Origin of the sequence: Bradyrhizobium sp. (genome assembly GCF_016219575.1) — a bacterium.
Lineage (GTDB): Bacteria > Pseudomonadota > Alphaproteobacteria > Rhizobiales > Xanthobacteraceae > Bradyrhizobium.
In genome coordinates this window covers 87964-111818 of the sequence record NZ_JACRMG010000010.1, presented here as the reverse complement: position 1 = coordinate 111818, position 23855 = coordinate 87964, and the positions used below count along the sequence as shown (strand labels likewise).

Genomic DNA, 23855 nt, shown 5'->3' with positions numbered 1-23855 from the left:
GATCAGTGCCGCAGGGCGCAATAGCGAAGCGTAATCCGCCCTGCAATCATCGCAACGGGAGGCCTGCCATGTCACCTGCGACCGGAACGAAGGATCACATCTACAAGATTCTCGAACTCGTCGGCTCTTCGGAGAAGAGCATCGAGGACGCCGTCCAGAACGCGATCACGCGCGCGTCGAAGACGATCCGCGAGATGAAATGGTTCGAGGTGGTGCAGACCCGGGGCCATATCGAAGGCGCAAAGGTTGGCCACTACCAGGTGACGCTGCGGGTGGGCTTTACGCTGGAGGAGTGAGCGTTGTCATTCCGGGGCGCGCGCAGCGCGAGCCCGGAATGACAAGGGCTACACCCCCGCCACTTGCGCCCAGATATCGGCGAGCTTGCGCTTGAACCTTTGCCGACGCGTTGGCGGCGGCGCCTCGTCTTCCTCCTCCGGCAGGCGGAGGCCGATGACATTGACGCGGCCGCCACCGAGGCTGCGGGCGACCAGGACGATGGAATCGAGCGCAAGCTCGGCGCCTTCCTTCGGCGCGCGGTCGAGATGGATGTCGAAATAATCCGCCAGTGTAAGCTGCCGATCCGCCTCTTCCACCTTCACGCCGTAGACTTCCGCAAGTTCAGCCAGCGTATGCTCGCCGGACACCATGAAGTCGCCGAGCAGATGCGGATCGGGCGAGCTCGACGGCGCCATGTCGACGAAGAAGCGGTCGAGCGCCTCGGCCTTTTCCGGCGGCGCCAGCAGATAGATGTAGTCGCCGGGGGTCACGGGATCGGCCTCGGCCGGCGTGAGGATGCGCTCGTCGCGGATGACCAGCGTGGGCTTCGACCAGGACGGAATCAGCCCGCGCCGGAAATACAGGCTCTTCGAGCGCACGGGATAGCCGACCAGCTGCTGCTCAAGCTGGCCAGGCAGATCCAGCTCGACGCGACGCGGGCCGCGGTCGGCGCGCGGCAGCGCCACATGCAGCCTCCGCGCGGCGGGCGCCAGCGTCCAGCCCTGCAGCAGCAGCGAAATGATGACGACGACAAAGGCGACGTCGAAATAGAGGTAGGCTTTCGACAGGCCGACCAGCATCGGGATCGAGGCGAGGAAGATCGCCACCGCCCCGCGCAGGCCGGTCCAGGCGATGAAGATCTTCTCGCGCCAGCTGAAGCGGAACGGCGCCAGGCAGAGGAACACCGCAACCGGCCGCGCCAGGATCATCAGCGCGATCGCGACGACCACGGCGGGCGCCAGGCTGTCGACCAGCCGCCGCGGCGACACCAGGAGGCCGAGCAGCACGAACATCACGATCTGCGCCAGCCAGGTGGCGGCATCGAGGAAGGTGACGACGGAATTATGCGCGCGCGTCGGCCGGTTGCCGATGATGATGCCGGCGAGATAGACCGCGAGGAATCCGGACGCGTGCGCCATCTGCGCCACGCCGAACACGACCAGCGCCGCCGTGGTGACGAAGGGCGCATGCAGCCCCTGCGGCAGCGCCACCTTGTTCAGCGCAATCACCACCAGCCGCCCGCCGACCACGCCCACGATGGTGCCGAGCACGGCCTCCCGGGCGAACTCCATCGCAACATGCGCCGCCGAGCTCTGGCCGATCGAGATGAACTCGACCAGCATCAGGGTAAGGAAGATCGCGAAGGGATCGTTGGTGCCGGATTCCGCCTCCAGCGTCGCGCCGACTCGCGGGCGCAGACGCAAACCTTGCGTGTGCACCAGCAGGAACACGGCGGCGGCATCCGTCGAGGCCACCACGGCGCCGAGCAACAGCGCCTCGGTCCAGTAGATGTCGAGCGCGTATTTGGCGACCGGCGCGGTGACCAGCGCCGTCAGCAGCACGCCGGCGGTGGCCAGCACCATCGAGGGCGCCAGCACCGCGCGGATGCTCGCAAAGCGCGTGCGCAAGCCGCCGTCGAACAGGATCAAAGCGAGCGCCACCGAGCCGACCAGATAGGTGGTGCGCACGTCGTCGAACTGCAGTTGGCCGGGGCCGGCGTCGCCGGCCAGCATGCCGATGAACAGGAAGACCAGCAGCAGGGGGGCGCCGAAGCGCAGCGCAAGCAGGCTCGACAGGATGCCGGCCATCACCAGGACGGCGCCCAGAAGGATCGCGATACTGACCGAGTCGAGAGAAGCCATCAGCCCTGACAAATCATTGCAAATACTTGCAATTGCATCCTTATCGTCGCCACACTTCCGCGCCAACCCCCTTATTCCCGATAGCGGCGATGCGCCGGTATTTTCAGGGCCAAATCGACATCTGCAATGTGGAGTATCGATGGTCCGCCTGCCCTGCTTGTGAGATTCTGCCCGACAGTCGAATCAATCGATGCCCAAGATCTGATGCCCAAAATCTGATGCCCAAGAACAGCCCCGCCAGCGAGATCCTGTCGATGGACGCGAACGAGATCATGGAATCCGTGCTGACCGCTCTGCGGTCGGTGGGCGCGGAAGTCGCCTCGCCATGGTTCTACCTGCAATTCGGCCTTATCCTGGCCGCCGCCGGCATCGCCTGGGCCGCCGACGCCGCCATCCGCTCGCGGGTCGACATGTCGTCGCTGGCGATGCGCTGGCCGCTGCCGCTGCGGCACTTCGTCCGCGTGATGGTGTTTTCCGCCTCCACCGCGATCTTCGCGATCCAGATGATCGTCGCGCGCGCGATCATGCTGCATACGACCTGGCCGAGCCGCAGCTATCTGCTCGAGGTCTCCGCCAAGCTGGCGCTGGCATGGCTTGCGATCCGGCTGATCACCTCGGTGATCCGCAACGCCTTCATCGTCAGGGTGGTGTCGCTGTCGGCGTGGACGGTGGCGGCGCTTTCCATCATCGGCCAGTTCGGGCCCGCCGTCGAGATCCTCGACTCCTATGCCGTCGTGATCGGCGATCTCCGCCTGACGCCGCTGCTCCTGATCAAGGCATGCGCGCTCCTGATCGTCGCGCTGTGGCTGACCAGCATAGCCAGCAATTTTGCCGAGAGCCGCATCAATCGCTCCAGCGACCTGACGCCGTCGATCCAGGTGCTGCTGGTCAAGATGATCCGCATGGGACTGATGGTGGTGGCGATCACCATCGCACTGTCGGCGGTCGGCATCAACCTGTCGGCGCTTGCGGTCTTCACCGGCGCTGCGGGCGTCGGCATTGGCCTCGGCCTGCAGAAGATCGTCGCCAATTTCATCTCCGGCCTGATCCTGCTGGTCGACAAGTCCGTCAAGCCCGGCGACCTCGTCACCATCGGCGACAATTCGGGGCGCATCAGCGCCATGAAGACGCGCTACATCTCGGTCGCCGCCGGCGACGGCCGCGAATTCCTGATCCCGAACGAGGACCTGGTGACGCAGAAGGTGGTCAACTGGACCTATACCGACAAGAACACGCTGGTGAAGATTCCGTTCGGCACCAATTACGACGCCGATCCGCGGCTGGTGTGCAAGCTCGCTTCCGACATTGCCGCCGCCCATCCGCGCGCCACCAAGGGCAAGAACCCGAACTGCATCCTGACCGAATTCGCCGAAGCCGGCATGAAATTCTCCCTCACCTTCTGGATCGCCGATCCCGACGGCATGGATGGCGTCAAGAGCGACGTGATGCTGGCGCTGTGGGACGCCTTCAAGCGCGAGGGCATCCGCGTGCCCTATCCGGTGCGCGAGATCCGTGTTCGCGGCGGGGCGCTGCCGGTGGAGACCGTGGTGGAGGTTCCGAGCTGAATCCCGGCGTTTTCCCGCAACGACCCCGGCTTGCGCCAGGCCCGCCAATCATTAAATTAGGCCGACAAATCAGCAAATTCCCAGCGAGCACATCCCGCCCATGAACTACGTCGAAGCCACCGATACCTCGCTGCGCAAGACCGGCCAGATCAAGCTGCATGGCCCCGCGGCGTTCGCCGGCATGCGCAAGGCCGGCGCCCTGGTCTCGAAATGCCTGGATGAGCTGACCGACATCGTGAAGGCGGGATTGCCGACCTCCGCCATCGACGACTTCGTCCGCGAGTTCGCCTTCAGCCACGGCGCCTATCCGGCGACGCTGATGTATCGCGGCTACCGCTATTCGACCTGCACCTCGATCAATCATGTGGTCTGCCACGGCATGCCCGGCGACCGCGCGCTGAAGGAAGGCGACATCGTCAATATCGACGTCACTTTCATCGTCGACGGCTGGTACGGCGATTCCAGCCGCATGTACGCCATCCAGCCGATCGCGCGGAAGGCCGAGCGGCTGATCGAGGTGACCTATGAGGCGATGATGCGCGGCATCGCCGCGGTGAAGCCCGGCGCCACCACCGGCGACATCGGCCACGCCATCCAGAGCTTCGTCGAGCCGCAGGGCATGAGCGTGGTGCGCGATTTCTGCGGCCACGGTCTCGGCCGGCTGTTCCACGACGAGCCCAACATCATCCATATCGGCCGCCCCGGCGAGGGCGTGCCGCTGAAGCCCGGCATGTTCTTCACCATCGAGCCGATGATCAATCTCGGCCGGCCGCATGTGAAGATCCTCTCCGACGGCTGGACCGCGGTGACCCGCGACCGCTCGCTGTCGGCGCAGTTCGAGCACTCGGTCGGCGTCACCAAGGACGGCGTCGAGATCTTCACGCTGTCGGCGCGGACGGCTGAGAAGCCTTGGGTGGCTATCTGACCTCTCTCGCCCCCACCCCTCCGTTCTAGCTGAGAATCAATTCAGAACGGCGCGTTGGCGCGGCGGTTTGCCGTGCGGCAGCCCGGCTCGGAAACCTGTTTGATCGCGCATGCTTTTTGGTGCAACATTGAGTTGTGCCGTCTTGTGCGCTGCAAACTTGGTTTGACGCGCATGCCGGGCCGAACGCGATGGAGGGACGACAGTGCCAAGAAGGCGCGGCGCCGTTGTGATCGGCGTCAACAAGACGGGCAACCTTCAGCCATTGGAAAGCGCGGCCGACGGAGCCGAGGCCTTCGGAAATTGGCTCACTTCAGAGGGCTTCGAGGTCAAGGTCATCACGGACAAGGCCGGCAAGGTCAAGGCGCAGGAGATCCAGTCGGCGGTCGAAAGCTTCGTACAGCCTGGCAACTTCGATCAACTCGTCATCTATTTTTCCGGGCATGGATACTGGAAAAACGATGCGGAACTGTGGCTTCTGTCCGACGCCCCCCTGGATGCGAATGCTGCGGTGAGCTGGGTGGAGACTGCGGAATTCGCCAAAGACTGTGGAATTCCCAGCGTCGTTATGATCTCTGACGCGTGCCGGTCCATTCCAGCAACGCCGAAAGACCTACGCGTACGCGGCAGCATCATCTTTCCCAATGACGACGTTGCGCGCAGCCGTGCGAAGGTCGACAAGTTCATGGCTGCGGTGGTCGGCGCTCCCGCATTTGAAATCCCGATCGATGGCAAGAAGCAGAGCGTGTTCACGCACTGCCTCCTGGGAGCGTTCGCGGAACCTGATGCCGAGTTGATCAAGGTCGTAAACGAAGACGGCGTGGCTATTTCGGTCATTCCCAATCGCAGGCTTGGCCGGTTTCTGCAACGCTGCATGACGCGAAAAATGGCTGTCTACGGTGTGCAGTACAATCCGCGACCCGACGCCGAAGTTCTCTCAGACGAAGACATCTATATTGGCAAGGCACGTCCTCCAACGGTGATGGTTGAGGAAGCAGTCGAAGCTCCTCGTCGCAAGCCCGAACTCCCCGTAATACAACTCCGTGATGTCGCGGAAGCCGCCATCAGCCGCGCCATGGACAAGCAAGATGGCCCTTCCGGGTCCAAGGCGCGCGTCCTCGAGCAAATGTCGAGAGAATCGGGATTCGAAGCTGCGATCGAGCAAGCCAGGTCTGTTGCCGAGATCACTCACTTTGAAACTGAAACGGGGTTTGCCGTATTGGGAACAGCAATCGAAGCTGCCGCGATCAGCAACGGCGGCCACGCGGACGTTGTGCAGCCCGGCAATGGACGCGACCCCGGAGTTGTTCGCCTGCACATGCGCAAGCAGGCTCATAGTCTAGTGCTGAGATTTCGCGGCGGACACACGACTGTCCTTGCAGCCTTGCAGGGATATATCGGCCATGTGCTGGTCGAGCATCAACGCGTGGTCAACGTCAGCTATATCCCTTCCGTTAATTCGCAGCGCTGGGGCGATTACCAACCCCGCCGCGAGCGGCTGGACAAGCTACGAGCAGCCGTAGCTGCTGCGGTCCGGCTCGGAGTTTTCAGACTTGATGAAAAGGAAGAGGCCTGGAAACTTGCCGAGCGCATCCGCGTGTTTAAGGGTCTCGACCCTTCCCTGGGGCTCTTTGCGGCCTATGCCTATTCCGATGCCGACCGCCGCGAAGACGTATTGTCGGTTCTCCGCTACATGCGTGACGATCTCACGGCGGATCTGTTCGACGTCAGGCTACTGGCTCGAAGTATCAATTCGATTGACTTGCGCGAGGAGCGAATAGTGCCGTTCTGTCCGATGCTCACTCAGGGCTGGAATTTCCTGCGCGCGCGCAAGGTCGAGCTGCCGGAGCTACTCTATGATGCGCAAGACGAGCTCGAGCCAGCGCTCTGGACGACATTCAAGCCGGAACGGGGGCGATTGATATTCGATGCATTCACGGAAGGGCAATTGCGATGAGGATGTTGCTCATTCACGGCCGCAGCCAGGGCGGCAAGGATCCTGTCGCCCTCCAGAACGAATGGCTGGGTGCGCTCGACAAGGGGCTCAAGAAAACGGGCTTGTCTCTGCCGCGAGACGTGCAGGTGGATTTCCCGCACTATGGTAACCAGCTCGACAAATTCGTCGAACAATTCAAGCTTCCTGCTGATCCGGCAATCGTTCCCAAGGGCAGCCCGGCCTTTGACGAGTATGCGGCATTCCGACGGGAAGTGGCAGATGAAATGCGCCAGCGGGCAGGACTCACGGACGCGCAGGTGCAGGCCGAACTGCCTCCCGGCGTACCCGCCGAGAAGGGACCGCAAAACTGGGAATGGGTGCAGGCGATCGTTCGACTGCTCGACCGTCATCTGCCCGATGTGTCGCAGGGCACCATCGAGGTGTTCTTGCGCGATGTATTTCTCTACACGAAGCGCGACATTGTGCAGGGAGCAATTGATGAGATTGTGTCAGCCAAGCTGACCCCCGACACGACCCTCGTGGTTGGTCACTCGCTGGGCAGCGTGGTCGGTTACAACGTCTTGCGCGCTGCGCCCAAGAACGTGAAAGCCTACATTACCGTGGGTTCACCGCTCGGTATCCGCGCTATCCGGCGAGCCCTAGGTGCAATCAGCAATCCGTTGCAGAAGAGAGATTGCTGGTACAACGCGTACGATCATCGCGATATCGTTGCGCTGAACCCGCTGGATACCGCCAACTTCGATGTTGCTCCGGCCATCGTCAACAACGGCGCCGTCAGCAACCATACCGACAACCGGCACGGCATCATCGGATATCTGGACGACATGGAAGTCGCGCGGACGATCCATGCCGCGTTGCGATAGCCGCTTGGTGTTATCCCGATATCTCCGTCTCGGGTGAAAGCCATCCTGTTGCAAGTCGTTCTCAACAGAACTGCGTCGTCTTATTCCCTGCGGCAAGATGGCTGTCGTCCGCACAAGATTCGGCGGAATAGCCCGCACGCTGCGGTGTAGAACACCGCGCGGGCGCTCTCCAAAAATCCGAGGGCCTCTGAAGGGCAGGAAAACAAACAAGGAGCACGGCAATGTTCGAGATTTCGCGACGCGATCTGGTTCTCGGCAGCACGGGGGCAGCGCTGGTCTTCGGACTCAAGGGTCCGGTATCGTTCATCGGCGCGGCGCAGGCGCAGCGCGCGGCGGACAGCCTGAAATACAAGGTCGGCGACATCGAGGTGTTCAGCCTGCATGACGGCACCATCGAGCGCGTCCTGGGCGAGGGCTTCGTCAAGAATGCCGCGCTCGACGACGTCAAGAAGGCGCTCACCGCAGGCGGCATCGGCCCGGACAAGTTCGAGAATCCCTTCACCGTCACCGCGGTCCGCACCGGCGGCAAGGTCGTGCTGTTCGACACCGGCTTTGGCGGCAACGGGCCGGCAACGGTCGGCAAGATGGCCGACAACATGAAGGCGGCCGGGCTCGATCCGGCGGCGGTCTCCACCGTCGTGATCTCGCACTTCCATCCCGATCACATTTCGGGGCTGTGGGTGAAGGAGACCAACGCGCAGGTGTTCCCGAACGCGGAAATCCTGATGCCGGAGGTGGAGTACAAGTTCTGGACCGACCCGGAGCGGGTGGAGAAGGTGCCGGAAGCCAACCGCCCCCTGGTCAAGCGCATCCAGTCGACCTTCCCGACCTGGAAGAACGTCAAGCAATATGCCGACGGCGCCGATCTCGCACCGGGCGTCAAGGCGATCGCGACGCCCGGCCATACCGTGGGCCACATGTCGTTCCTGGTGGCCTCGGGCGGCCAGCAGCTGTTCATCCAGAGCGACGTCACCGGCATCCACCAGCTGTTCGTGCGCAATCCCGGCTGGTTCTCGATGTTCGATGCCGACGCCCCGAAGGCCGAAGCCACGCGCCGCGCCTTCTTCGATCGCGTCATCGCCGAGAAGGGCATGATTGCCGGCTATCATTTCGGCTTCCCGAATGTCGGCACGCTGTCGAAGGATGGCAACGGCTACGCCTTTGCCGCCGTGAAGGCCTGATCGCGACCACGCAAATCTCAAGCCATCCGGGCGCCGCGTCATACGCGGCGCCCTTTTCGTTCCGCAAACCGGCCGCCCGCCGGTCAATTCAGAGTTGCAAACGCCGCCGGCCGCGGCATGCTGCTGCCGATGCCCCGCAAGCCTGCCCCTTCTGACGACCAGCCCGCCGAAGAGCCGCATTATCACGGCCACCGCGAGCGGCTGCGCGAGCGCTTCTTCACCGCCGGCGCGGATTCGCTGAGCGACTACGAGCTGCTCGAGATGGCCTTGTTCGCGTCACTGCCGCGCCGCGACACCAAGCCGCTGGCCAAGGAGCTCCTGAAGAAGTTCGGCTCGTTCACCGAGGTGATCCATGCGCCGGTGGCGCGCCTTCGCGAGGTCAAGGGCATTGGCGATGCCTCGATCAACCAGCTCAAACTGCTCGCCGCGGCAGCAAGCCGCGCGGCGAAACGCGAGATCGAGCGCAAGATCGCGCTGTCGTCATGGAACGACGTGATCGACTATTGCCGCAGCGGCATGGCGTTTTCCGACAAGGAGCAGTTCCGCCTGCTCTTCCTCGACAAGCGCAACCAGCTGATCGCGGACGAGACCCAGCAGACCGGCACCGTCGACCACACGCCGGTCTATCCGCGCGAGGTGATCAAGCGCGCGCTGGAATTGTCGGCGACCGCGCTGATCCTGGTGCACAACCACCCCTCCGGCGATCCCACGCCGTCGCAGGCCGACATCCAGATGACCAGGGCGATCATCGACATCGCCGCCCCGCTCGGCATTTCCGTGCACGACCACATCATCGTCGGCAAGAACGGGCATGCGAGCCTGAAGGGGATGAAATTGATTTGATGCCTAGGCAAGCCGACCCCTGTTGCAGACCCCGCCCAATGTTCTGTTTGGCCAAGAGCGGAACTCAATTGCCCGGCATGCTATTCATCATATTGATCAAAGACAGGCATTGGAGCCTAGAGGTACGCTTGGTATGCTAACGGACTTGCCTTGATCCGTTTTGAGGAAGTGAGCGTTGCCAACTCAGCAGGATGTATCCAAGCACTACACGCATGGCGACTTGGCTGGTGCAATCCGCACCGGAATCGAGTCCCTTGGCAAGACCATCAACGCCGTAACCGTCGACGATCTCGCACCTGTTGATGAGTTTCATATCGGTGGCCGTCAGGCCTCCGAAGATTTTCTCGGTCAACTCGATCTCTCTCCCGAAAAGCATGCACTCGATGTTGGATGTGGCCTTGGGGGAGCCGCGCGCTTTGTGGCCAGCAGGTATGGTTGTCGAGTGACTGGAATCGATCTGACACCTGAGTATGTCGAGACCGCAAAGATCCTGTGCAGGTGGGTCGGGCTGGACGACAGTGTTTCGTTGCATCAGGGGAGTGCGCTTGCAATGCCCTTTGCTGATGGGGCCTTCGACCGCGCATACATGCTGCACGTTGGCATGAATATCGACGACAAGACGAAACTTTGTTCGGAGGTTAGTCGTGTCCTGCGATCGAACGCGCTTTTCGGAATCTATGACGTCATGAGGATTGACGACGGCGAGCTTACGTATCCTGTGCCGTGGGCAACGACGGCCGCATCAAGTGCGGTAGCGACGCCTGCTCAATACCGTGCAGCGCTGCAGGCGTCCGGCTTTTCCGTCGTTGCCGAACGTAACCGTCGTGATTTCGCACTTGCGTTCTTTGATCAACTACGCGCCAGAACTGCAGCAGCCGGTGGCCCACCGCCTCTGGGGCTTCATATTTTGATGGGCCGAAACACACCGGACAAGGTGCAAAATATGATCGAGAACATATCCAGTGGCCGCATCGCACCAGTCGAGGTGATCGCCCGGAAGGCGTGATACCCGCCGCAGTTGTTGAGCCACGTCAACGATTGGAACAGCGCCCGAGTCTAATTTCCGCGATCTCTTCGGGCTGCGGGAAGCATGTTGTACCGAATCGGAATGATTGCCTGTCTGGCGTTGCTGTTCGGCAGCGCGGCCGCGTCTGCGCAGGATGCTCCGCCGACCGATTGCGACACCTATGCCGCAAACCCGAACGATCCGCTGCGCGTCGCGGCGGGCGTGAACCGCAAGGCGATCGACGTCCCGCGGGCGATATCGGCCTGCACCGAGGCACTTGCACGCTATCCGGACGCGATACGCTTTCACTACCAGCTGGCGCGCGCCTATCGCGAAAGCAAGGACAGTGCAAGGGCGCTGTCGCACTTCCGGCGCGCCGCCGAGGCGTCCTATGCGGAAGCGCAAAATGCCCTCGGCACGATCTACCGCAACGGAGAAGGCGTGCCCAAGGACCTTGCGCAGTCCGCCTCGTGGTACGCCAGGGCAGCGGAGCGCGGCCATGCCGGGGCGCAGAACAATCTCGCTTTTGCCTACGAAAACGGGCTCGGCGTTCCCAGGGATCTCGCGGCGGCCGTCTCCTGGTATCGGAAGTCGGCGGAACAGGGTGAGGCGAGCGCGCAGCACAATATGGGCGTCGTCTACGCCAACGGGCAAGGCGTGGCGAAGGACGATGCGCAGGCCGCCTCCTGGTATCGCAAGGCGGCAGCGCAGGGAAACTCCGACGCGCAAAACAACCTCGGCATGATGTACTGGAACGGCAAGGGCGTAACCAGGGATTATGCCTTGGCGTTCGCCTGGCTCAGCAAGGCCGCCGGAAACGGGCATCAGCTCGCGGCGAACAACCTCGTCGAGATGCGCAAGAAGAACCTGGTGCCCAAGGATACTTTCGCGGCATTCGCGGAGGTCAATGCGGCGATTTCCGGCCCGACGACACCGGCGCGACAATCCCAGCCATCCGCTCAGCCGGCGCAGACGGCAACCGGCGTGGCGATCCTGACGCCACCGCAATCGCCCGCCGTCGCGGCAACTGCCGCAACCGGCCGCCGGATCGCGCTGCTGATCGGCAACGGCAGCTATATCCACGCACCGGTCCTGGCCAACCCCGCCAATGACGTCAAGGCGCTCGCAAGCGTGCTGCAGGCCATCGGCTTCCAGTCCATCACCGTGAAGACGGATTTGAGGCGCGAGGAGACGATCTCCGCGCTGCGCCAGTTCGCCATGGCGGCCGACAACGCGGATTGGGCCGTGATCTATTATTCGGGTCACGGCATCGAGTTCAACGGTATTAACTACATGATACCGATCGACGCCGAGCTCCGCGCCGATCGCGATATCGACCTCGAGTCGATCGACGTGGGCAAGGCGATTGCCGCCCTGGAAGGCGCGAAGCGGCTGCGGCTGATCGTTCTCGATGCCTGCCGCGACAATCCGTTTGCCAGCAAGATGCGGCGCACCATGGCGACGCGTTCGATTGGCCGGGGGCTGGCACGGATCGAACCCGAGGCAGGGACGCTCGTCGTCTATGCCGCCAAGCACGGCGAGACGGCGCTCGACGGCGATGGCACCAACAGTCCGTTCGCCGAAGCGCTGATCAAGCGCATGCCGACCGCGAACCTGGAAATCCGGCGCCTGTTCGACCTCGTGCGCGACGACGTGATGAGCACGACGAACAGGAAGCAGCAGCCGTTCAGCTACGGATCGCTGTCGGGCAGCGAGGACTACTTCTTCGTCACACGATAGGTATCCAACCGGTCCGGATTTCGCCGCCGCCATTTACCATCTGTTAACTCTCCGCTTCGCGTTTTGCGCGATGTGTGAGAGAGTAATTCATCATCGAAATCGAGGGGATCGATCGTGAATCACACGATGGCGCGCCTGTGGGGCGCGGGTTCACTGCTGTTGAATCCGGAACACCTGATCGACTGGCTGCTGGACCGGCTGGAAGAATTGAGCGCGGCGATGATGCCGGCGCCGGCCGAAATGGTTCCGTGCCGCGAGATCCGGCCCGAAACGCGCTTCGATTAGTTCAAGGCGACCGCCTTTCCCTGCGTCGAATTGCGCTCGCGCCGGTACCAGTACAATGCCGCGACGATCAGCAGGTTCACGACGCCGGCAGCCGTGGCATTGGCGAATGACAGGCGATAGTTCGCGCTGATGTCGTAGAACAAGCCGGCCTGGTAGCTGCCCAGCCCCATGCCGATCCAGCCGACGGTCGCGACCACCGCCATGGCAAAGCCCGACAGCCGCAGCGGCGCCGCTTCGCGGGCGCAGATCAGGAGACACGTCATCACGCCGGCAAAGCCGAAGCCGAACAGCACCGATAGCTGGTACAGCACGGCGATGCTCTTGGTTTGGGTGAAGAAGAACACCACGGAGGTTTGCGCCAGCGAGGCCAGGAAATAGGCCGGCAGCCCGCCGATGCGGTCGGCGAGCCAGCCGAAGAACAGCCGGCCGAACACCGCCGTCACCATCACCGTCAGCAGCAGGCCGGCCGCGCTCTGTGGGCTGCAACCGAGATCGATGCCGAGCGGGATGAGATGCACCTGCGGCGCGGTCATGCAGATGCAGCAGAACAGCGCGGCAAGCCCGAGCCATGGCAGGGTGACGCTGTGCGGCACGTTCCAGAGGTTGCCGTCGCGCGGGACGGCCTGACCTGCCGGGCCCGCGGCGGCAGGCGCCGGCCGCAGCAGGAACATCAGCGGCAGGAGAATGGCGAGGAAGCCTGCGCCGAGCACCAGCATGGCGTCGCGCCAGCCGAGTTCGGTGATCAGGAGCCGCCCGAGATAGGGAACGATGCCCTGCCCGAAGGCGCCGCCGGCCGTAACAATGCCGATCGCAAGCCCCTTGCGTGCATTGAACCACATTCCCGTCAACGCGGTCAGCGGCGTGAACAGGCAGGCGAAGCCGACCGCACCGATCAGGAAAAACAGGAGATCGAGCTGCCACTGGGCGCCCTGCCATTTCAGCGCAGCGAGGCCCGCCGCCATCCCGACCGAGCCGACCAGCGCGACGGGCTTTGCGCCGATCCGATCGGACAACGCGCCCCAGAACAGGCCGCCAAGTGCGGCGCCGATGCTGTAGGCGGTATAGGCCATGGAAATGTCGGCGCGAAACCAGCCGAACTCCTCCTCCAGCGGCTTCATCAGCACCGAGACGACGCCACCGGCCCCGAAGCCGAGCGCGAGGGCGACGGTGGAAACCGCGACGATCACCCAGCCATAGGGCTGTTCGCGTGCGCGATCGGTGTCGGCATTGCTCATGTCAGTGTCCCCTGTCAGCCAAAAGGGGCGCGGCGGAATTCCGCCGCGCCCGCGCCGTCGTGCGCCTGCGATCAGGCCTTCCTGGTGATCACGATCTCCAGGTATTCGCTGGGGATGACGAGCGAGCCGTCCTTGGCGACGTTGAAGCTGTCCATCAGCGCGTAGAGGTCGGCCTGCAGCTTTTCCTGCGCGGCCGCGTCGATCGCACCGAACGCCTTGTGCGTCGGTCCGTAATAGGTGCGGAAGATGTCGAGGAAATGCGCCGGCGACTTGTAGCGGAAGGTGAAATGCCGGCTCGTCGTCGCGACGTCGACGCCGCGGCCGAAGATCTCCTCGAGATACTCCTTCTTGCCCCACATCACCGGCGACTTCACGCCCGGCGGCGGCGGCACGAACTTGACGACGGTCTTCAGCAGGTTGCCGATGAAGCCCTCGGGCGTCCAGTTGGCGAGACCGATCTTGCCGCCGGGGCGGCAGACTCGGACGAGTTCGCTGGCCGCGCGCGGATGGTTGGCGGTGAACATCACGCCGAAGGTCGACAGCACGACGTCGAAGCTCGCATCCGTGAACGGCAGGTTCTCGGCATCGGCCTCGCGGAACTCGACCGGCAGCCGCTCGGCCCGGGCGCGCTCGCGGCCGCGCTCCAGCAAGGTGCCGACATAGTCGGTCGACACCACGTCGGCAAAGCGGCGCGCGGCGGCCAGCGTCGCATTGCCGTTGCCGGCGGCGACATCGAGGACGCGCTGGTTGCTCCTGAGGTCGACGGCCTCGCAGAGATTCTCGCCGACGATCTGCAGCGTGGTGCCGACGACGGCGTAGTCGCCGGAAGCCCAGGTGGCCTGCTGCTTGGCCTTGACGGCGGTGAGGTCGGCTGTAGCGGGGGTCTGGATATTCATTGTCGTTTCTCCTGTTTGACTTTGGGGGGACGTGCAGTGAAATCAGTGCTGGTGATGGTGGTCGTGCGGCGTGCAATGGCGCGAGGTACAGGGCTCGTCGACCTTGTTGCCGAGCGGCGCCTTGTTCTCGTTGGCGGTCTTGACGTTGGACGGGACGCCCGGCTTCGTGTTCGCCGCCGTGCCAGGCGCCGACGCACGGTTGTCCGTGGCATCGGCAAGACGCAGCGCGCCCGCGATGCCGGTGGCCCGGGCCTTGCGGTAGAAAGCGTAGTCCGCCGCATACGGCACGCTCAGCATCGCGCCCATGCTCTCGCAGGGCCCATCGGCCGTGCCGCCTCTGGTGTTGAGGCGCTGGATGGTGGTGGCGCCGGCGAGCATGCCGCGGTCGCGCTGCGGCGAAGCCGCGAGCTTCAGCAGCGGAATGTCCGCCTTGCTTGCGCCGGCTGCGCGGCCAACGACCTTGCCGGCCACTGCGCTGCCATCGTCAAGCTCCCAGCTCGGGCCGGCGAAATGCCGCCCGACGGTCTTGCCGTCGATCAGCAGCGTCGCAATCGGCTCGCGGAATTGCCAAGCGAGCTGGCCGGCGGTGTCCTTGCATTCATAGACCTGCGCACCCTCGGCGTGGATGGTGACGATCAGCGTTTCGCCTGGCGCCGAGATGGACTCCGGCAGCTCGGCTGCGGCGAGCGCCGCCGCCGTGAATGTTGCGGCGGCAGCGATCACCGTAACGGCGGTGCGCGGCCGTCGCGTCGCCCAGAATGGCCTGCGGCGGGACGCCGCAGGTGCGGAATGGTTACTGAACATATGGTTTTTCCCTCGATTCGCGTCTCAGAAGCGCCGACACTGCGCGTTGCTGTGATGGTAGGTATGAGGGAGCGGCGTTCCCGCCTGTCCAATTCGCGACACTGCTATCCGCGCGGCGAAACCTTTGGCGGGTTCCGCAAGACAAACAGGGTTATGATGCACCCATCACGAAACCCGGGAATGAAGCGGTGAGCGAGCAGGACGAAGTCCCGTCAAGCATGCCGACGGGCGCGGCCGTGTTGCCGCGCGCGGTGCGGCGTGCGCTTGATTTCATGCAGGCCGGCCTCGAGCGCGACATCGGCATATCCGAGCTTGCGGCTGCAGCCGGGCTGTCGGCCCGCGCGCTGCAGCGGCAGTTCAGGGCTTTCCTCGGCAAGAGCCCGCACGAAGCGCTGCGCGATATCCGGTTTGAAGCTGCGCGCCGTCAGCTGCTGCTCGGCAGGCCCGGCACGCGCGTGATGGACGTCGCCACCGCCTGCGGCTTTCCGCATTTCGGCCGGTTCTCGATCGAATACCGCCACCGCTATAACGAGACACCGTCGCAGACGCTGCGGCGGCAGGCGACCTTCAGCAATGTCGTCGCCGGCCAGCTGCAGATGTTTTCGCACAGTGCCGATCGGCCGGGCGTGACGATTGGCCAGATCGAGACAGCGGCAGGTCAGGAAGAAGCCGGGCGCGGCATCGCGGACGAGATCGCAACGGCGCTGGCGCGCATAGGCATCCTGACGACGGCGAGCACCGGATCGACGCGTTATCACCTGGCCGGCGCGATCCGCGGCAGCGGCGCACAGGCGCGGCTGATCTTCCGGCTGATCGACCGCGAGAGCGGCCGCCATCTGTGGGCGCACCGGATCGAGGGCAATTGGGATCGCGCCAGCGCCTTCGACGAGCAATTGGCCACGCGGCTGGCGGCAGCGCTGCGTCCGAGCCTGCGTGCCGCCGAGATCGACCGCGCATTGCAGAAACCCGATGCCGATCTTACCGCGCAGGATCTGGCGCTGCGCGCGATGCCGGGCGTGCTGTCGCTGGACGAAGCCGGCAATGCCCGCGCCATCGAACTCCTGAACGAGGCGATGACCCGCGACCCTGGCGAGCCGCTGCCGTTCGCGCTCGCCGCCTGGGCCTATGCCCAGCGCGTCGTCTATTATTTCGGCTCCGACCCGTCACGCGACCGCGCGCTGAGCGTGGAATATGCGCGCAAGGCGCTGGGCCTGCGCGCGGACCCGAGGGTGCTCGCCGTCGCCGGCACCGCGCTGTCGCTGCTCGACGATGAAAGCGCAGAGCGCGTCATCGCACAGGCGCTCGCTATCGACGGCAGCTCGGCCTTTGCCTGGGGCCGCAGCGGCTGGGTCGACGTCTATCGTGGCAACGACGACGCCGCGATCGAGCGGTTCATGATCGCACTGGAACTGGCGCCGACCGACGCGCTCGCCTTCAACAATCTCTATGGCATCGGCGTCGCGCATTTCAACGCCGGCCGCTTCCGCGAGGCCGCGCAGTGGCAGGCGCGCGCCCTGGCCGAACATCACTCGCTGGCCTGGATGCACCGGACGCTATGCCCCGCCTACGTATTCGCCGGCGCCCGGGATGAAGCGTCCGCAAGCATTCGCCGCCTGAGGGAGGGCTATCCCGAGCTGACCCTGGCCAAGGTGGCGGATGGATTGCCGCCGCTGCCGCAATCCTCGCGCGAGCGCCTGGTCGAGGCGCTTCACGACGTCGGCCTGCCGCCGTAGCGGATCGAACCCGTCACATTGATCGGCAGCACACGCAGTTGCGGGACGCGCCGGATGTCGACGCGCCCCGCATAGTGACGTATTCGAGCCTCCGGCGTCTCAGTTACAATTCATGAAGGTGCGCTCGCACCTCTTGTAGCAAACGTCTTGCCCGATCGACCGCTTGGCGCATGTCGACTCGCACTTGCCGAGCGCCCTGCCGCACGAGTTTGCCGATGCATAGGCGGAGGTCACCGCAAGCGCGGCAACCACCACAATGGCACTCGCCAGCACCGCCGCCTTTCCGAGAGAGGCCGAGATCGATTTGGTGTCATCGCTTCGCTTGATGGAAATCATTTCGTTGCTCCAGTCGATGTTGCGGAATCCTGCTTCGCGGATGATTGCCATCCGCGGATATGAGTCCGCGCAGGAGCGCTTCGGACTGTCCGTCCAGCGCCAGCGCTATCCGCGCGGCGCACGCTTTGGCGGGAAGCATGGATGGAGGATGCGGAGGCCAGCGAAATGCTGAACGCGCCGCGCAAAGCGATGACCCGGGACGACCTGGTCAACTACATCAGGAGTTTCGACCAGCGCACCCGAGCCCTGATCGGCATCTTCGAAAATCGTCCGGGCTGCTGCCCGGCTTCCTGCGCAATGACGTGATTTCGAAACCAGATGTTCGATCTCTGCTTCTTCAGCCAGACAGCCGAGGGCTGGCGCGCCTGGAAAAAGATGAAGGGGTTTGCGTAGGCGCTTGAAACGTTGTGCGGCCTCTTCTTACCTCGCCCCGCCTGCGGGGAGAGGTCGGATCGCATCGTAGATGCGATCCGGGTGAGGGGGAGCCTCGGCGAACTCGTCTGCCGCCACCTTTGCGGATGCAGCCCCTCACCCCACCCTCTCCCCGCAAGCGCGGGGCGAGGGAGCCAAACAGCTCGGCAAATGGCAAGAAAGAGACCTACTGCACTCGCAGCATGATGAGGCCGTCGGCGGTGTCGGGTACGCGACGCCATTGCGCGTTGTCGTCGGCCTCGAACTGCCAGGTGTCGCCGGTCTTCGACATCAGGATGATCTGACCGCGGTCGAGCCGCCATTGCACCGGTCCGAAGGTCGCGACCGCCGGATCGCATTTCGGCTTGAGGAAGACCTGGAAATTGTCGCCGGTCGTTTCCGTGTTGGTCAGCGTCAACCCGCAGATCGGGCGGCCATTGCCGCGCACCATCTGCCAGTCGCCGATCATCTGGTCCATCGACTTGGCGAGCGAGCGCGCGGCTGCGAGATTTTGCAGGATGTAGACGCCCTCGCCCTGGCGCAGGCCCTCGAAGATGCCGCTCTCGACTTCAGTGAAGTCGATCACGGCCGCTCCGGCGGTATCCTGCATCCGCACGATGTCGAGGCCCTTGATGCTCCAGGCGGCGATGTCCTTGGTGAAGGGAAGCGCGGCCGCGCAGCCTGGCTCAAGTTCGAGCTTGAGGCCACCTTGCGCGGCCTCGTTCTTCATGGTCACGACGCAGGTCTTGCTGCGCTCCGTCGTGGAGAGCTCCCACTGCCCGATCATCTCCTTCTTCAGCGCGTCCTGCTGCTGCGCCTGCGCCGAAACTGCCAGCGCAAGCCAAGCAAGAAGCACGACGCCGGGACGATACAGCGGCATCAGCGGCCCTTCACCGGGGTTTCCGTCACCGGCGTCAACGGCGCCTTGCCGGCAAACCAGTTCTTGAGATTGTCGACCACGAGCTGATCCATGGCGTTACGCGTTACCACGGAAGCCGAGCCGATATGTGGCAGCAAGACGACGTTTTGCATGGTCTTCAGCTCCTCCGGCACGGAGGGTTCGTTGGCAAATACGTCGAGGCCGGCGGCGAGGATGGTGCCGGACTTGAGGGCTGCGACGAGCGCGGGCTCGTCGACGACCGAACCGCGGGCCACATTGATCAGCACGCCGCGCGGACCGAGCGCCTTCAGCACGTCGGCATTGACGATCTTCGCGGTCGAGGCGCCGCCGGGCACGATGACCATCAAGGTGTCGACGGCCTTCGCCATCTCGATCAGGTCGGGAAAATGCTGGTAGGACACGCCGGCGGCAGGCTTGCGCGAATGATAGACCACCGGCACGCGCGAGGCCTCCAGCCGCCGCGCGATCGCCTGGCCGATGCGGCCCATGCCGACGAAACCGACCTTGCGGTCGCGCAGCGAGCCGACGCTGAGCGGATAGTTCTGGGTCTGCCACAGGCCGGAGCGCAGATATTTGTCGGCCTTGACGAATTCGCGCAGCGTCGCGATCAGAAGGCCCATCGCGACGTCGGCGACTTCCTCGGTGAGCACGTCCGGCGTGTTGGAGACGACGATGTTGTGCTCGCGCGCATAGGCACAATCGACGTGATCGTAGCCGACGCCAAAGCTGGCGACCATCTCGAGCTTGGGGAATTGCGACAGCTCTTCCTTGCCGGCATGCATCGTGTGATAGGTCACCGCGATGCCGCGGAGCTTCTGCTTGACGTCGGCTGGCAGCTGATTGAGCTGATCGCCGGTTTCGGCGCGATGCACCACATACTGGTCGGAGAAGCCGTTTTCCAGGATCGGCCTGATCGGCCCGTAGATCAGCAGGTCGATCTTCTCGGAAGTAATATTGGCCGCCATCAGCTTTCCTTTCCAAGCGCACTCTCGTGCCAGCGCCGCAAAACGAGGTGCGAAACTAGCGCAAGCAGCCCATAGATGACAATTCCGGCGGCCGACAACAGCAACAGCGCGGCGAACATGCGAGGTATGTTCAGGCGGTAACCCGATTCCGCGATGCGATAGGCGAGGCCCGAGCCTGCGCCGGCCGAGCCTGCGGCGATTTCCGCAACCACCGCGCCGATCAGCGACAAGCCGCCGGCGATGCGCAGGCCGCCCAGGATATGAGGCAACGCCGCCGGCAGTTTCAGGTAACGCAGCGTCTGCATGGGCGAGGCATGATAGAGCTGGAACAGTCCGGCGAGGTTGCGGTCGACCGAATTCAGGCCGAGCGCTGTGTTCGACAGCACCGGGAAGAACGCGACGATGAAGGCGCAGACCACGACGGCCGTCTGCTGCGGCAGATAGATCAGGAGCAGCGGCGCGATCGCGATCACCGGGGCCACCTGCAGCACCACCGCATAGGGAAACAGCGAATATTCCAGCAGGCGCGACTGGTTGAACAGCAGCGCCAGCGCAATGCCGCCGACTGCCGCACAAACGAAGCCTTCGAGCGTGGTGACGAGCGTGACCAGCAGCGATTCCGACAGCACGCCCCAGTCCGCAACCAGCGTCCGCAGGATCAGCCCAGGCCCCGGCAGCACATAGGGCGGGATGTCGTTGAGCCGCACCACGAGTTCCCACGCCACGAGCCCCATCGCGAGCACGAGGATGGGCAGCAGGATGCGCAATGGGGGAGACTGCCCACTTCTGGATCGCGGCGGCGCTGCAGGCGAGGTGTTCATGCGCGCTGCCCTTCATAGGCCGGCGCCAGTGCCGCGGAGACCTGGCGGCAGAAGCCGGCATAATCGGCGGAGGTGCGGAAATCCTCGCCGCGCGGCTCCGCTGCATCGATGCGGAATTCCGCAGCGATGCGTCCCGGCCGTGCGCTCATCACGATCACGCGCTGCGAGAGATAGACCGACTCGAACACCGAATGGGTGACGAAGATGACGGTCTTGCGCAAGTCGCGCCACAGCGCCAGCAGATCGTTGTTTAGGCGGAAGCGCGTGATCTCGTCGAGTGCGGCGAACGGCTCATCCATCAGCAGTATCTCGGGATCGGTGACCAGCGCGCGCGCCAGCGAGACGCGCATCTTCATGCCGCCGGAAAGTTCGCGCGGATAGCTGTGCACGAATTCGACGAGCCCCACCTGCGCCAGCGCCGCCGTGACGCGGCGATCGGCCTCGGCCGCCGGCATGTTCGCAAGCTCCAGCGGCAGCCGCACATTGGCGGCGACATTCGCCCACGGCATCAAGGTCGGCTCCTGAAACACGAAGCCGATCGCATGGGTGCCGCCGGTCTCGTTGGGCTGCCGCGCAACGTCGACGCTGCCCGAGGTCGGCGCCGCAAGCCCCGCGATCAGCCGGAGCGCCGTGGACTTGCCGCAGCCGGACGGCCCGAGCAGCGAGAGGAATTCGCCGCGCCTGACGTCGAGGTCGAGCGGGCCGAGCGCGGCGACGCCGCTGTCATAGGTCTTGGTGACGCCGTTGAGACGCACCGCAAGGCCGGTCATGCCGGCCGCGGAATCGGATAGCGAGGCGTCTTCGGTCATCGCGACGTCATTTCTTCGGCCGCAATTCGAGGCCGACCGCCTTGTTGACGAAGCGCAGCGTATAGGCCTTGCGGAAATCGATGTCGCGCTTGACGACGCCGGCGCGCACCATCTTGTCGAAGAAGCTCGCCACATGCGCATCCGTCATGGCGCCGATGCCGTCCTTCAGCGTGTCACCGGAATCGACGATGCCGTATTCCTTCATCTTGGCGATGGAATAGGCGAGCAGCGCATCGGTCATTTCCGGGTTGAGCTTCTTGATCATGGCGTTGGCGGCGGCGTTGTCGCCGTAGAGATAGTTGTACCAGCCGATGATGGAGGCATCGACGAAGCGCTGCACGAGGTCGGGCTTCTTGTCGATGAGGTCGAGCCGGGTCTCGATCAGGGTCGAATAGGCATTGAAGCCGTAATCGGCGAGCAGCGTCACGCCCGGCTTCTTTCCCGTTACCTTCTCGATCGCGAACGGCTCCGACGTGACATAGCCCTGCATGGCGCTCTGCTTGTTGGCGAGGAAGGGCTGCGAATTGAATGTGTAGGGCCTGACCATCCGCTCGTTGAAGCCGTATTCGTGCTTCAGCCACTGGAAATAGGAAGCCACGCCTTCCTTGGAGACGAACAGCGTCAGCGGCTTGAGGTCCTCGAGCTTGGTCACCTTGAATTCCGGGTGCGTCACGAACACCTGCGGATCCTTCTGGAAGATCGCCGCCACCGCGATCACGGGCACGTTGTTGGCCACAGCGTCGAAGGATTGCAGCGTGTTGGCCGCCATGAAGAACTCGATCTTGCCCGAGATCAGCAGCATGCGGTTGTTCTCGTTGGGACCGCCGGGCACGATAGTAACGTCGAGGCCGTATTTCCTGTAGGTGCCGTCGGCGACCGCCTGGTAGAAGCCGCCATGCTCGGCTTCCGCCACCCAGTTGGTTCCGAAGGAGACCTTGTCGAGCGTCTGGCCGCGCGCGGGCGCGATGACCGTCAGCAGGCTCACAAATGCGGCGGTTAACGCTCGCGGCAAAAAGGCCGGGTTCATGGTTGGACTCCGTCGATCATTCTGGCCCATGATGGAAGGCCGCGGGCGCGAATGCACCCAAGGAAGTGGCAAGGAAGGCCGCGACAAACTACCTCGCAAATCCGCTTAAAGAAACGCTTCCCGTAATGAGTAAAATCCCGCCCCGCGACTGGAACGCGATTGCCTGGCCGGAGGTCTCCGCCACCGATGCGGCGCGATGGATTGCGGTCCTGCCTCTGGCTGCGACCGAACAGCACGGTCCGCATCTGCCGCTCGAGACCGACGTCATGATCGGCGAGGCCTATCTGGCGCGGGCCAGGGAATTGCTGCCGCCGGACCTGCCCGTCAGCTTCCTGCCGGTGCAGCGGATCGGAATCTCCACCGAGCATACCGACTTTCCGGGCACGCAGACGCTCTCGACCGCGGAAGCGCTGAAGCAATGGATGGCGCTCGGCGAAGCCGTCGCACGGTCAGGCCTGAAAAAGCTGGTGATGGTGACGAGCCATGGCGGCAACAGCGCCGCGATGATGCTGGTGGCGCAGGATTTGCGCGCCCAACACGGGATGCTCGCAGTCACCACGAGCTGGTCGCGCTTCGGCGCGCCGGAGGGACTTTTTCCCGCGGAGGAATTGCGCCACGGCATTCACGGCGGCGCAGTCGAGACCTCGATCATGCTGGCGCGCTATCCGCTAGCCGTGAAGATGGATGCGATCGCCGACTTTCCTTCATCCGGCGTGGCGATGGAGAAGGAGTTTCGCTGGCTGTCCACGCAGCGGCCGGCGCCGTTCGCCTGGCAGGCGCAGGATCTCAACCCGTGCGGGGCGGTCGGCGATGCCCGCCAGGCGTCGGCCGACAAGGGCGAACGGCTGCTCGATCATGGCGCACGCGCTTTCTGTGAGCTGCTGCGGGATGTCGATAACTTCGACGTGAGCAGGCTGGTCGCCGGGCCCAAAAAATCATCCAACTAACTGTATTAACTATCTTTTTTCTATCCATCCCGGGTTCCCGGCGGCGAATCGAACCGCCTCCGAAGTGGCTCCGTCCAAAGGGCATGCGGACCATACCGGCGCCGCTCCCAGACAGGATGGAGTTACCCATGTCGATCAAGACCAAGATTGCCGCTCTCGCCCTCGCTACCCTTGCCGTCGCGGGCTCGCTCGCGACCACCACCACCAAGGCCGAAGCCTATCCGCTGCAGCCCTGGCAGGTCGGCCTCGCCACCGCCGCCATCGTCGGCACTGCGGTTGCCGCCAGCGCCGGCGGCCCGGTCTACTACACCAGCTATCGCCGCTGCGGCTGGCAGCCCCGTTACAACGTGTTCGGCCAGTACATCGGCTCGGTTCGCGTCTGCACGTTCTAAGAGATCGACAAATAGTGGAGCTGCGTCCGGCACGGGCGCCTCATCCACCCCGTGTCGAACCCGACCCGCCCGGCCGTC

Annotated in this window: 24 protein-coding genes; 14 read left to right on the top strand and 10 right to left on the bottom strand. The window is 64.0% G+C overall.

Annotation, left to right across the window (positions count from 1 at the left end):
• The first annotated feature begins 68 nt into the window (after nucleotides 1-68).
• Nucleotides 69-296, top strand: coding sequence for a dodecin (locus tag HZB49_RS11780; protein WP_291611412.1), 228 nt, complete (start codon nucleotides 69-71; stop codon nucleotides 294-296).
• 48 nt (nucleotides 297-344) lie between these two features.
• Here the strand turns inward: HZB49_RS11780 and HZB49_RS11775 are convergent, their stop codons facing one another.
• Nucleotides 345-2138: a potassium/proton antiporter gene (locus HZB49_RS11775; protein ID WP_291611409.1), complete on the bottom strand. Its 1794-nt coding sequence runs from the start codon at nucleotides 2136-2138 to the stop codon at nucleotides 345-347.
• Nucleotides 2139-2410: 272 nt separating this feature from the next.
• Between HZB49_RS11775 and HZB49_RS11770 the strand changes: the two genes are divergently transcribed.
• The 9 genes from HZB49_RS11770 (at nucleotide 2411) to HZB49_RS11730 (ending at nucleotide 12500) form a co-directional block, all read left to right on the top strand.
• On the top strand, nucleotides 2411-3703 hold the full coding sequence (locus HZB49_RS11770) for a mechanosensitive ion channel domain-containing protein (RefSeq protein ID WP_291611486.1): 1293 nt from the start codon (nucleotides 2411-2413) through the stop codon (nucleotides 3701-3703).
• A gap of 100 nt (nucleotides 3704-3803) precedes the next feature.
• Nucleotides 3804-4628, top strand: coding sequence for a type I methionyl aminopeptidase (gene map / locus HZB49_RS11765; protein WP_291611407.1), 825 nt, complete (start codon nucleotides 3804-3806; stop codon nucleotides 4626-4628).
• A 202-nt stretch (nucleotides 4629-4830) separates the two neighbouring features.
• Nucleotides 4831-6582: a caspase family protein gene (locus HZB49_RS11760; RefSeq protein WP_291611405.1), complete on the top strand. Its 1752-nt coding sequence runs from the start codon at nucleotides 4831-4833 to the stop codon at nucleotides 6580-6582.
• Nucleotides 6579-7445: a hypothetical protein gene (locus HZB49_RS11755; protein WP_291611403.1), complete on the top strand. Its 867-nt coding sequence runs from the start codon at nucleotides 6579-6581 to the stop codon at nucleotides 7443-7445. The genes HZB49_RS11760 and HZB49_RS11755 overlap by 4 nt, the downstream gene beginning before the upstream one ends.
• Before the next feature lie 221 nt (nucleotides 7446-7666).
• Complete coding sequence (locus tag HZB49_RS11750) at nucleotides 7667-8626, top strand: MBL fold metallo-hydrolase (protein WP_291611401.1); 960 nt, start codon at nucleotides 7667-7669, stop codon at nucleotides 8624-8626.
• A 129-nt stretch (nucleotides 8627-8755) separates the two neighbouring features.
• A complete protein-coding gene (gene radC, locus HZB49_RS11745; RefSeq protein WP_291611399.1) occupies nucleotides 8756-9469 on the top strand; it encodes a DNA repair protein RadC in 714 nt (237 codons plus the stop codon).
• Nucleotides 9470-9644: 175 nt separating this feature from the next.
• The gene (locus HZB49_RS11740; RefSeq protein ID WP_291611397.1) at nucleotides 9645-10475 is read left to right on the top strand and encodes a methyltransferase domain-containing protein; all 831 of its coding nucleotides are present in this window, start codon (nucleotides 9645-9647) and stop codon (nucleotides 10473-10475) included.
• 102 nt (nucleotides 10476-10577) lie between these two features.
• Nucleotides 10578-12215, top strand: coding sequence for a caspase family protein (locus HZB49_RS11735; RefSeq protein WP_291611395.1), 1638 nt, complete (start codon nucleotides 10578-10580; stop codon nucleotides 12213-12215).
• A gap of 114 nt (nucleotides 12216-12329) precedes the next feature.
• The gene (locus HZB49_RS11730; RefSeq protein ID WP_291611393.1) at nucleotides 12330-12500 is read left to right on the top strand and encodes a hypothetical protein; all 171 of its coding nucleotides are present in this window, start codon (nucleotides 12330-12332) and stop codon (nucleotides 12498-12500) included.
• Here HZB49_RS11730 and HZB49_RS11725 read toward each other — a convergent pair.
• The 3 genes from HZB49_RS11725 to HZB49_RS30040 form a co-directional block, all read right to left on the bottom strand.
• Nucleotides 12497-13735, bottom strand: coding sequence for an MFS transporter (locus tag HZB49_RS11725; RefSeq protein ID WP_291611391.1), 1239 nt, complete (start codon nucleotides 13733-13735; stop codon nucleotides 12497-12499). The two genes, HZB49_RS11730 and HZB49_RS11725, sit on opposite strands and share 4 nt — an antisense overlap.
• Before the next feature lie 71 nt (nucleotides 13736-13806).
• On the bottom strand, nucleotides 13807-14631 hold the full coding sequence (locus HZB49_RS11720) for a class I SAM-dependent methyltransferase (protein ID WP_291611389.1): 825 nt from the start codon (nucleotides 14629-14631) through the stop codon (nucleotides 13807-13809).
• 42 nt (nucleotides 14632-14673) lie between these two features.
• Nucleotides 14674-15435: a DUF3455 domain-containing protein gene (locus HZB49_RS30040; protein WP_365857546.1), complete on the bottom strand. Its 762-nt coding sequence runs from the start codon at nucleotides 15433-15435 to the stop codon at nucleotides 14674-14676.
• 188 nt (nucleotides 15436-15623) lie between these two features.
• On the opposite strand from HZB49_RS30040, the gene HZB49_RS11710 reads away from it, so the two are divergent.
• Nucleotides 15624-17168 (top strand): helix-turn-helix domain-containing protein, encoded by a 1545-nt coding sequence (locus HZB49_RS11710; RefSeq protein ID WP_291611388.1) that lies wholly within the window; start codon nucleotides 15624-15626, stop codon nucleotides 17166-17168.
• Between the two features lie 99 nt (nucleotides 17169-17267).
• On the opposite strand, the gene HZB49_RS11705 is transcribed toward HZB49_RS11710, so the two are convergent.
• Nucleotides 17268-17555 (bottom strand): hypothetical protein, encoded by a 288-nt coding sequence (locus HZB49_RS11705; RefSeq protein ID WP_291611386.1) that lies wholly within the window; start codon nucleotides 17553-17555, stop codon nucleotides 17268-17270.
• A gap of 90 nt (nucleotides 17556-17645) precedes the next feature.
• Between HZB49_RS11705 and HZB49_RS11700 the strand changes: the two genes are divergently transcribed.
• A complete protein-coding gene (locus tag HZB49_RS11700; RefSeq protein WP_291611385.1) occupies nucleotides 17646-17810 on the top strand; it encodes a hypothetical protein in 165 nt (54 codons plus the stop codon).
• A 292-nt stretch (nucleotides 17811-18102) separates the two neighbouring features.
• Here the strand turns inward: HZB49_RS11700 and HZB49_RS11695 are convergent, their stop codons facing one another.
• The 5 genes from HZB49_RS11695 to HZB49_RS11675 are packed head-to-tail and all read right to left on the bottom strand — an operon-like array spanning nucleotide 18103 to nucleotide 22438.
• A complete protein-coding gene (locus tag HZB49_RS11695) occupies nucleotides 18103-18795 on the bottom strand; it encodes an AprI/Inh family metalloprotease inhibitor (protein WP_291611383.1) in 693 nt (230 codons plus the stop codon).
• Nucleotides 18795-19784, bottom strand: coding sequence for a 2-hydroxyacid dehydrogenase (locus HZB49_RS11690; RefSeq protein WP_291611484.1), 990 nt, complete (start codon nucleotides 19782-19784; stop codon nucleotides 18795-18797). Before HZB49_RS11690 ends, HZB49_RS11695 begins: the two co-directional genes overlap by 1 nt.
• Nucleotides 19781-20602 (bottom strand): ABC transporter permease, encoded by an 822-nt coding sequence (locus HZB49_RS11685; RefSeq protein ID WP_291611381.1) that lies wholly within the window; start codon nucleotides 20600-20602, stop codon nucleotides 19781-19783. The genes HZB49_RS11690 and HZB49_RS11685 overlap by 4 nt, the downstream gene beginning before the upstream one ends.
• Complete coding sequence (locus tag HZB49_RS11680; RefSeq protein ID WP_291611379.1) at nucleotides 20599-21411, bottom strand: ABC transporter ATP-binding protein; 813 nt, start codon at nucleotides 21409-21411, stop codon at nucleotides 20599-20601. Before HZB49_RS11680 ends, HZB49_RS11685 begins: the two co-directional genes overlap by 4 nt.
• A 7-nt stretch (nucleotides 21412-21418) precedes the next feature.
• Entirely contained in the window at nucleotides 21419-22438 is a 1020-nt protein-coding gene (locus HZB49_RS11675) for an ABC transporter substrate-binding protein (RefSeq protein WP_291611377.1), read from the bottom strand.
• Between the two features lie 125 nt (nucleotides 22439-22563).
• Between HZB49_RS11675 and HZB49_RS11670 the strand changes: the two genes are divergently transcribed.
• Together HZB49_RS11670 and HZB49_RS11665 are read left to right on the top strand one after the other, a co-directional pair.
• Entirely contained in the window at nucleotides 22564-23385 is an 822-nt protein-coding gene (locus HZB49_RS11670; protein WP_291611375.1) for a creatininase family protein, read from the top strand.
• A 128-nt stretch (nucleotides 23386-23513) separates the two neighbouring features.
• A complete protein-coding gene (locus HZB49_RS11665; RefSeq protein ID WP_291611374.1) occupies nucleotides 23514-23777 on the top strand; it encodes a hypothetical protein in 264 nt (87 codons plus the stop codon).
• Nucleotides 23778-23855: the final 78 nt, after the last annotated feature.

What these genes read in the sequence shown, in the direction of transcription:
- HZB49_RS11780 (WP_291611412.1), top strand. Translation starts at nt 69, where the DNA reads ATGTCACCTGCGACCGGAACGAAGGATCACATCTACAAGATTCTCGAA.
- HZB49_RS11775 (WP_291611409.1), bottom strand. Translation starts at nt 2,138, where the DNA reads ATGGCTTCTCTCGACTCGGTCAGTATCGCGATCCTTCTGGGCGCCGTC.
- HZB49_RS11770 (WP_291611486.1), top strand. Translation starts at nt 2,411, where the DNA reads ATGGAATCCGTGCTGACCGCTCTGCGGTCGGTGGGCGCGGAAGTCGCC.
- map (WP_291611407.1), top strand. Translation starts at nt 3,804, where the DNA reads ATGAACTACGTCGAAGCCACCGATACCTCGCTGCGCAAGACCGGCCAG.
- HZB49_RS11755 (WP_291611403.1), top strand. Translation starts at nt 6,579, where the DNA reads ATGAGGATGTTGCTCATTCACGGCCGCAGCCAGGGCGGCAAGGATCCT.
- HZB49_RS11750 (WP_291611401.1), top strand. Translation starts at nt 7,667, where the DNA reads ATGTTCGAGATTTCGCGACGCGATCTGGTTCTCGGCAGCACGGGGGCA.
- radC (WP_291611399.1), top strand. Translation starts at nt 8,756, where the DNA reads ATGCCCCGCAAGCCTGCCCCTTCTGACGACCAGCCCGCCGAAGAGCCG.
- HZB49_RS11735 (WP_291611395.1), top strand. Translation starts at nt 10,578, where the DNA reads ATGATTGCCTGTCTGGCGTTGCTGTTCGGCAGCGCGGCCGCGTCTGCG.
- HZB49_RS11725 (WP_291611391.1), bottom strand. Translation starts at nt 13,735, where the DNA reads ATGAGCAATGCCGACACCGATCGCGCACGCGAACAGCCCTATGGCTGG.
- HZB49_RS11720 (WP_291611389.1), bottom strand. Translation starts at nt 14,631, where the DNA reads ATGAATATCCAGACCCCCGCTACAGCCGACCTCACCGCCGTCAAGGCC.
- HZB49_RS30040 (WP_365857546.1), bottom strand. Translation starts at nt 15,435, where the DNA reads ATGTTCAGTAACCATTCCGCACCTGCGGCGTCCCGCCGCAGGCCATTC.
- HZB49_RS11705 (WP_291611386.1), bottom strand. Translation starts at nt 17,555, where the DNA reads ATGGCAATCATCCGCGAAGCAGGATTCCGCAACATCGACTGGAGCAAC.
- HZB49_RS11700 (WP_291611385.1), top strand. Translation starts at nt 17,646, where the DNA reads ATGGAGGATGCGGAGGCCAGCGAAATGCTGAACGCGCCGCGCAAAGCG.
- HZB49_RS11695 (WP_291611383.1), bottom strand. Translation starts at nt 18,795, where the DNA reads ATGCCGCTGTATCGTCCCGGCGTCGTGCTTCTTGCTTGGCTTGCGCTG.
- HZB49_RS11685 (WP_291611381.1), bottom strand. Translation starts at nt 20,602, where the DNA reads ATGAACACCTCGCCTGCAGCGCCGCCGCGATCCAGAAGTGGGCAGTCT.
- HZB49_RS11680 (WP_291611379.1), bottom strand. Translation starts at nt 21,411, where the DNA reads ATGACCGAAGACGCCTCGCTATCCGATTCCGCGGCCGGCATGACCGGC.
- HZB49_RS11675 (WP_291611377.1), bottom strand. Translation starts at nt 22,438, where the DNA reads ATGAACCCGGCCTTTTTGCCGCGAGCGTTAACCGCCGCATTTGTGAGC.
- HZB49_RS11670 (WP_291611375.1), top strand. Translation starts at nt 22,564, where the DNA reads ATGAGTAAAATCCCGCCCCGCGACTGGAACGCGATTGCCTGGCCGGAG.
- HZB49_RS11665 (WP_291611374.1), top strand. Translation starts at nt 23,514, where the DNA reads ATGTCGATCAAGACCAAGATTGCCGCTCTCGCCCTCGCTACCCTTGCC.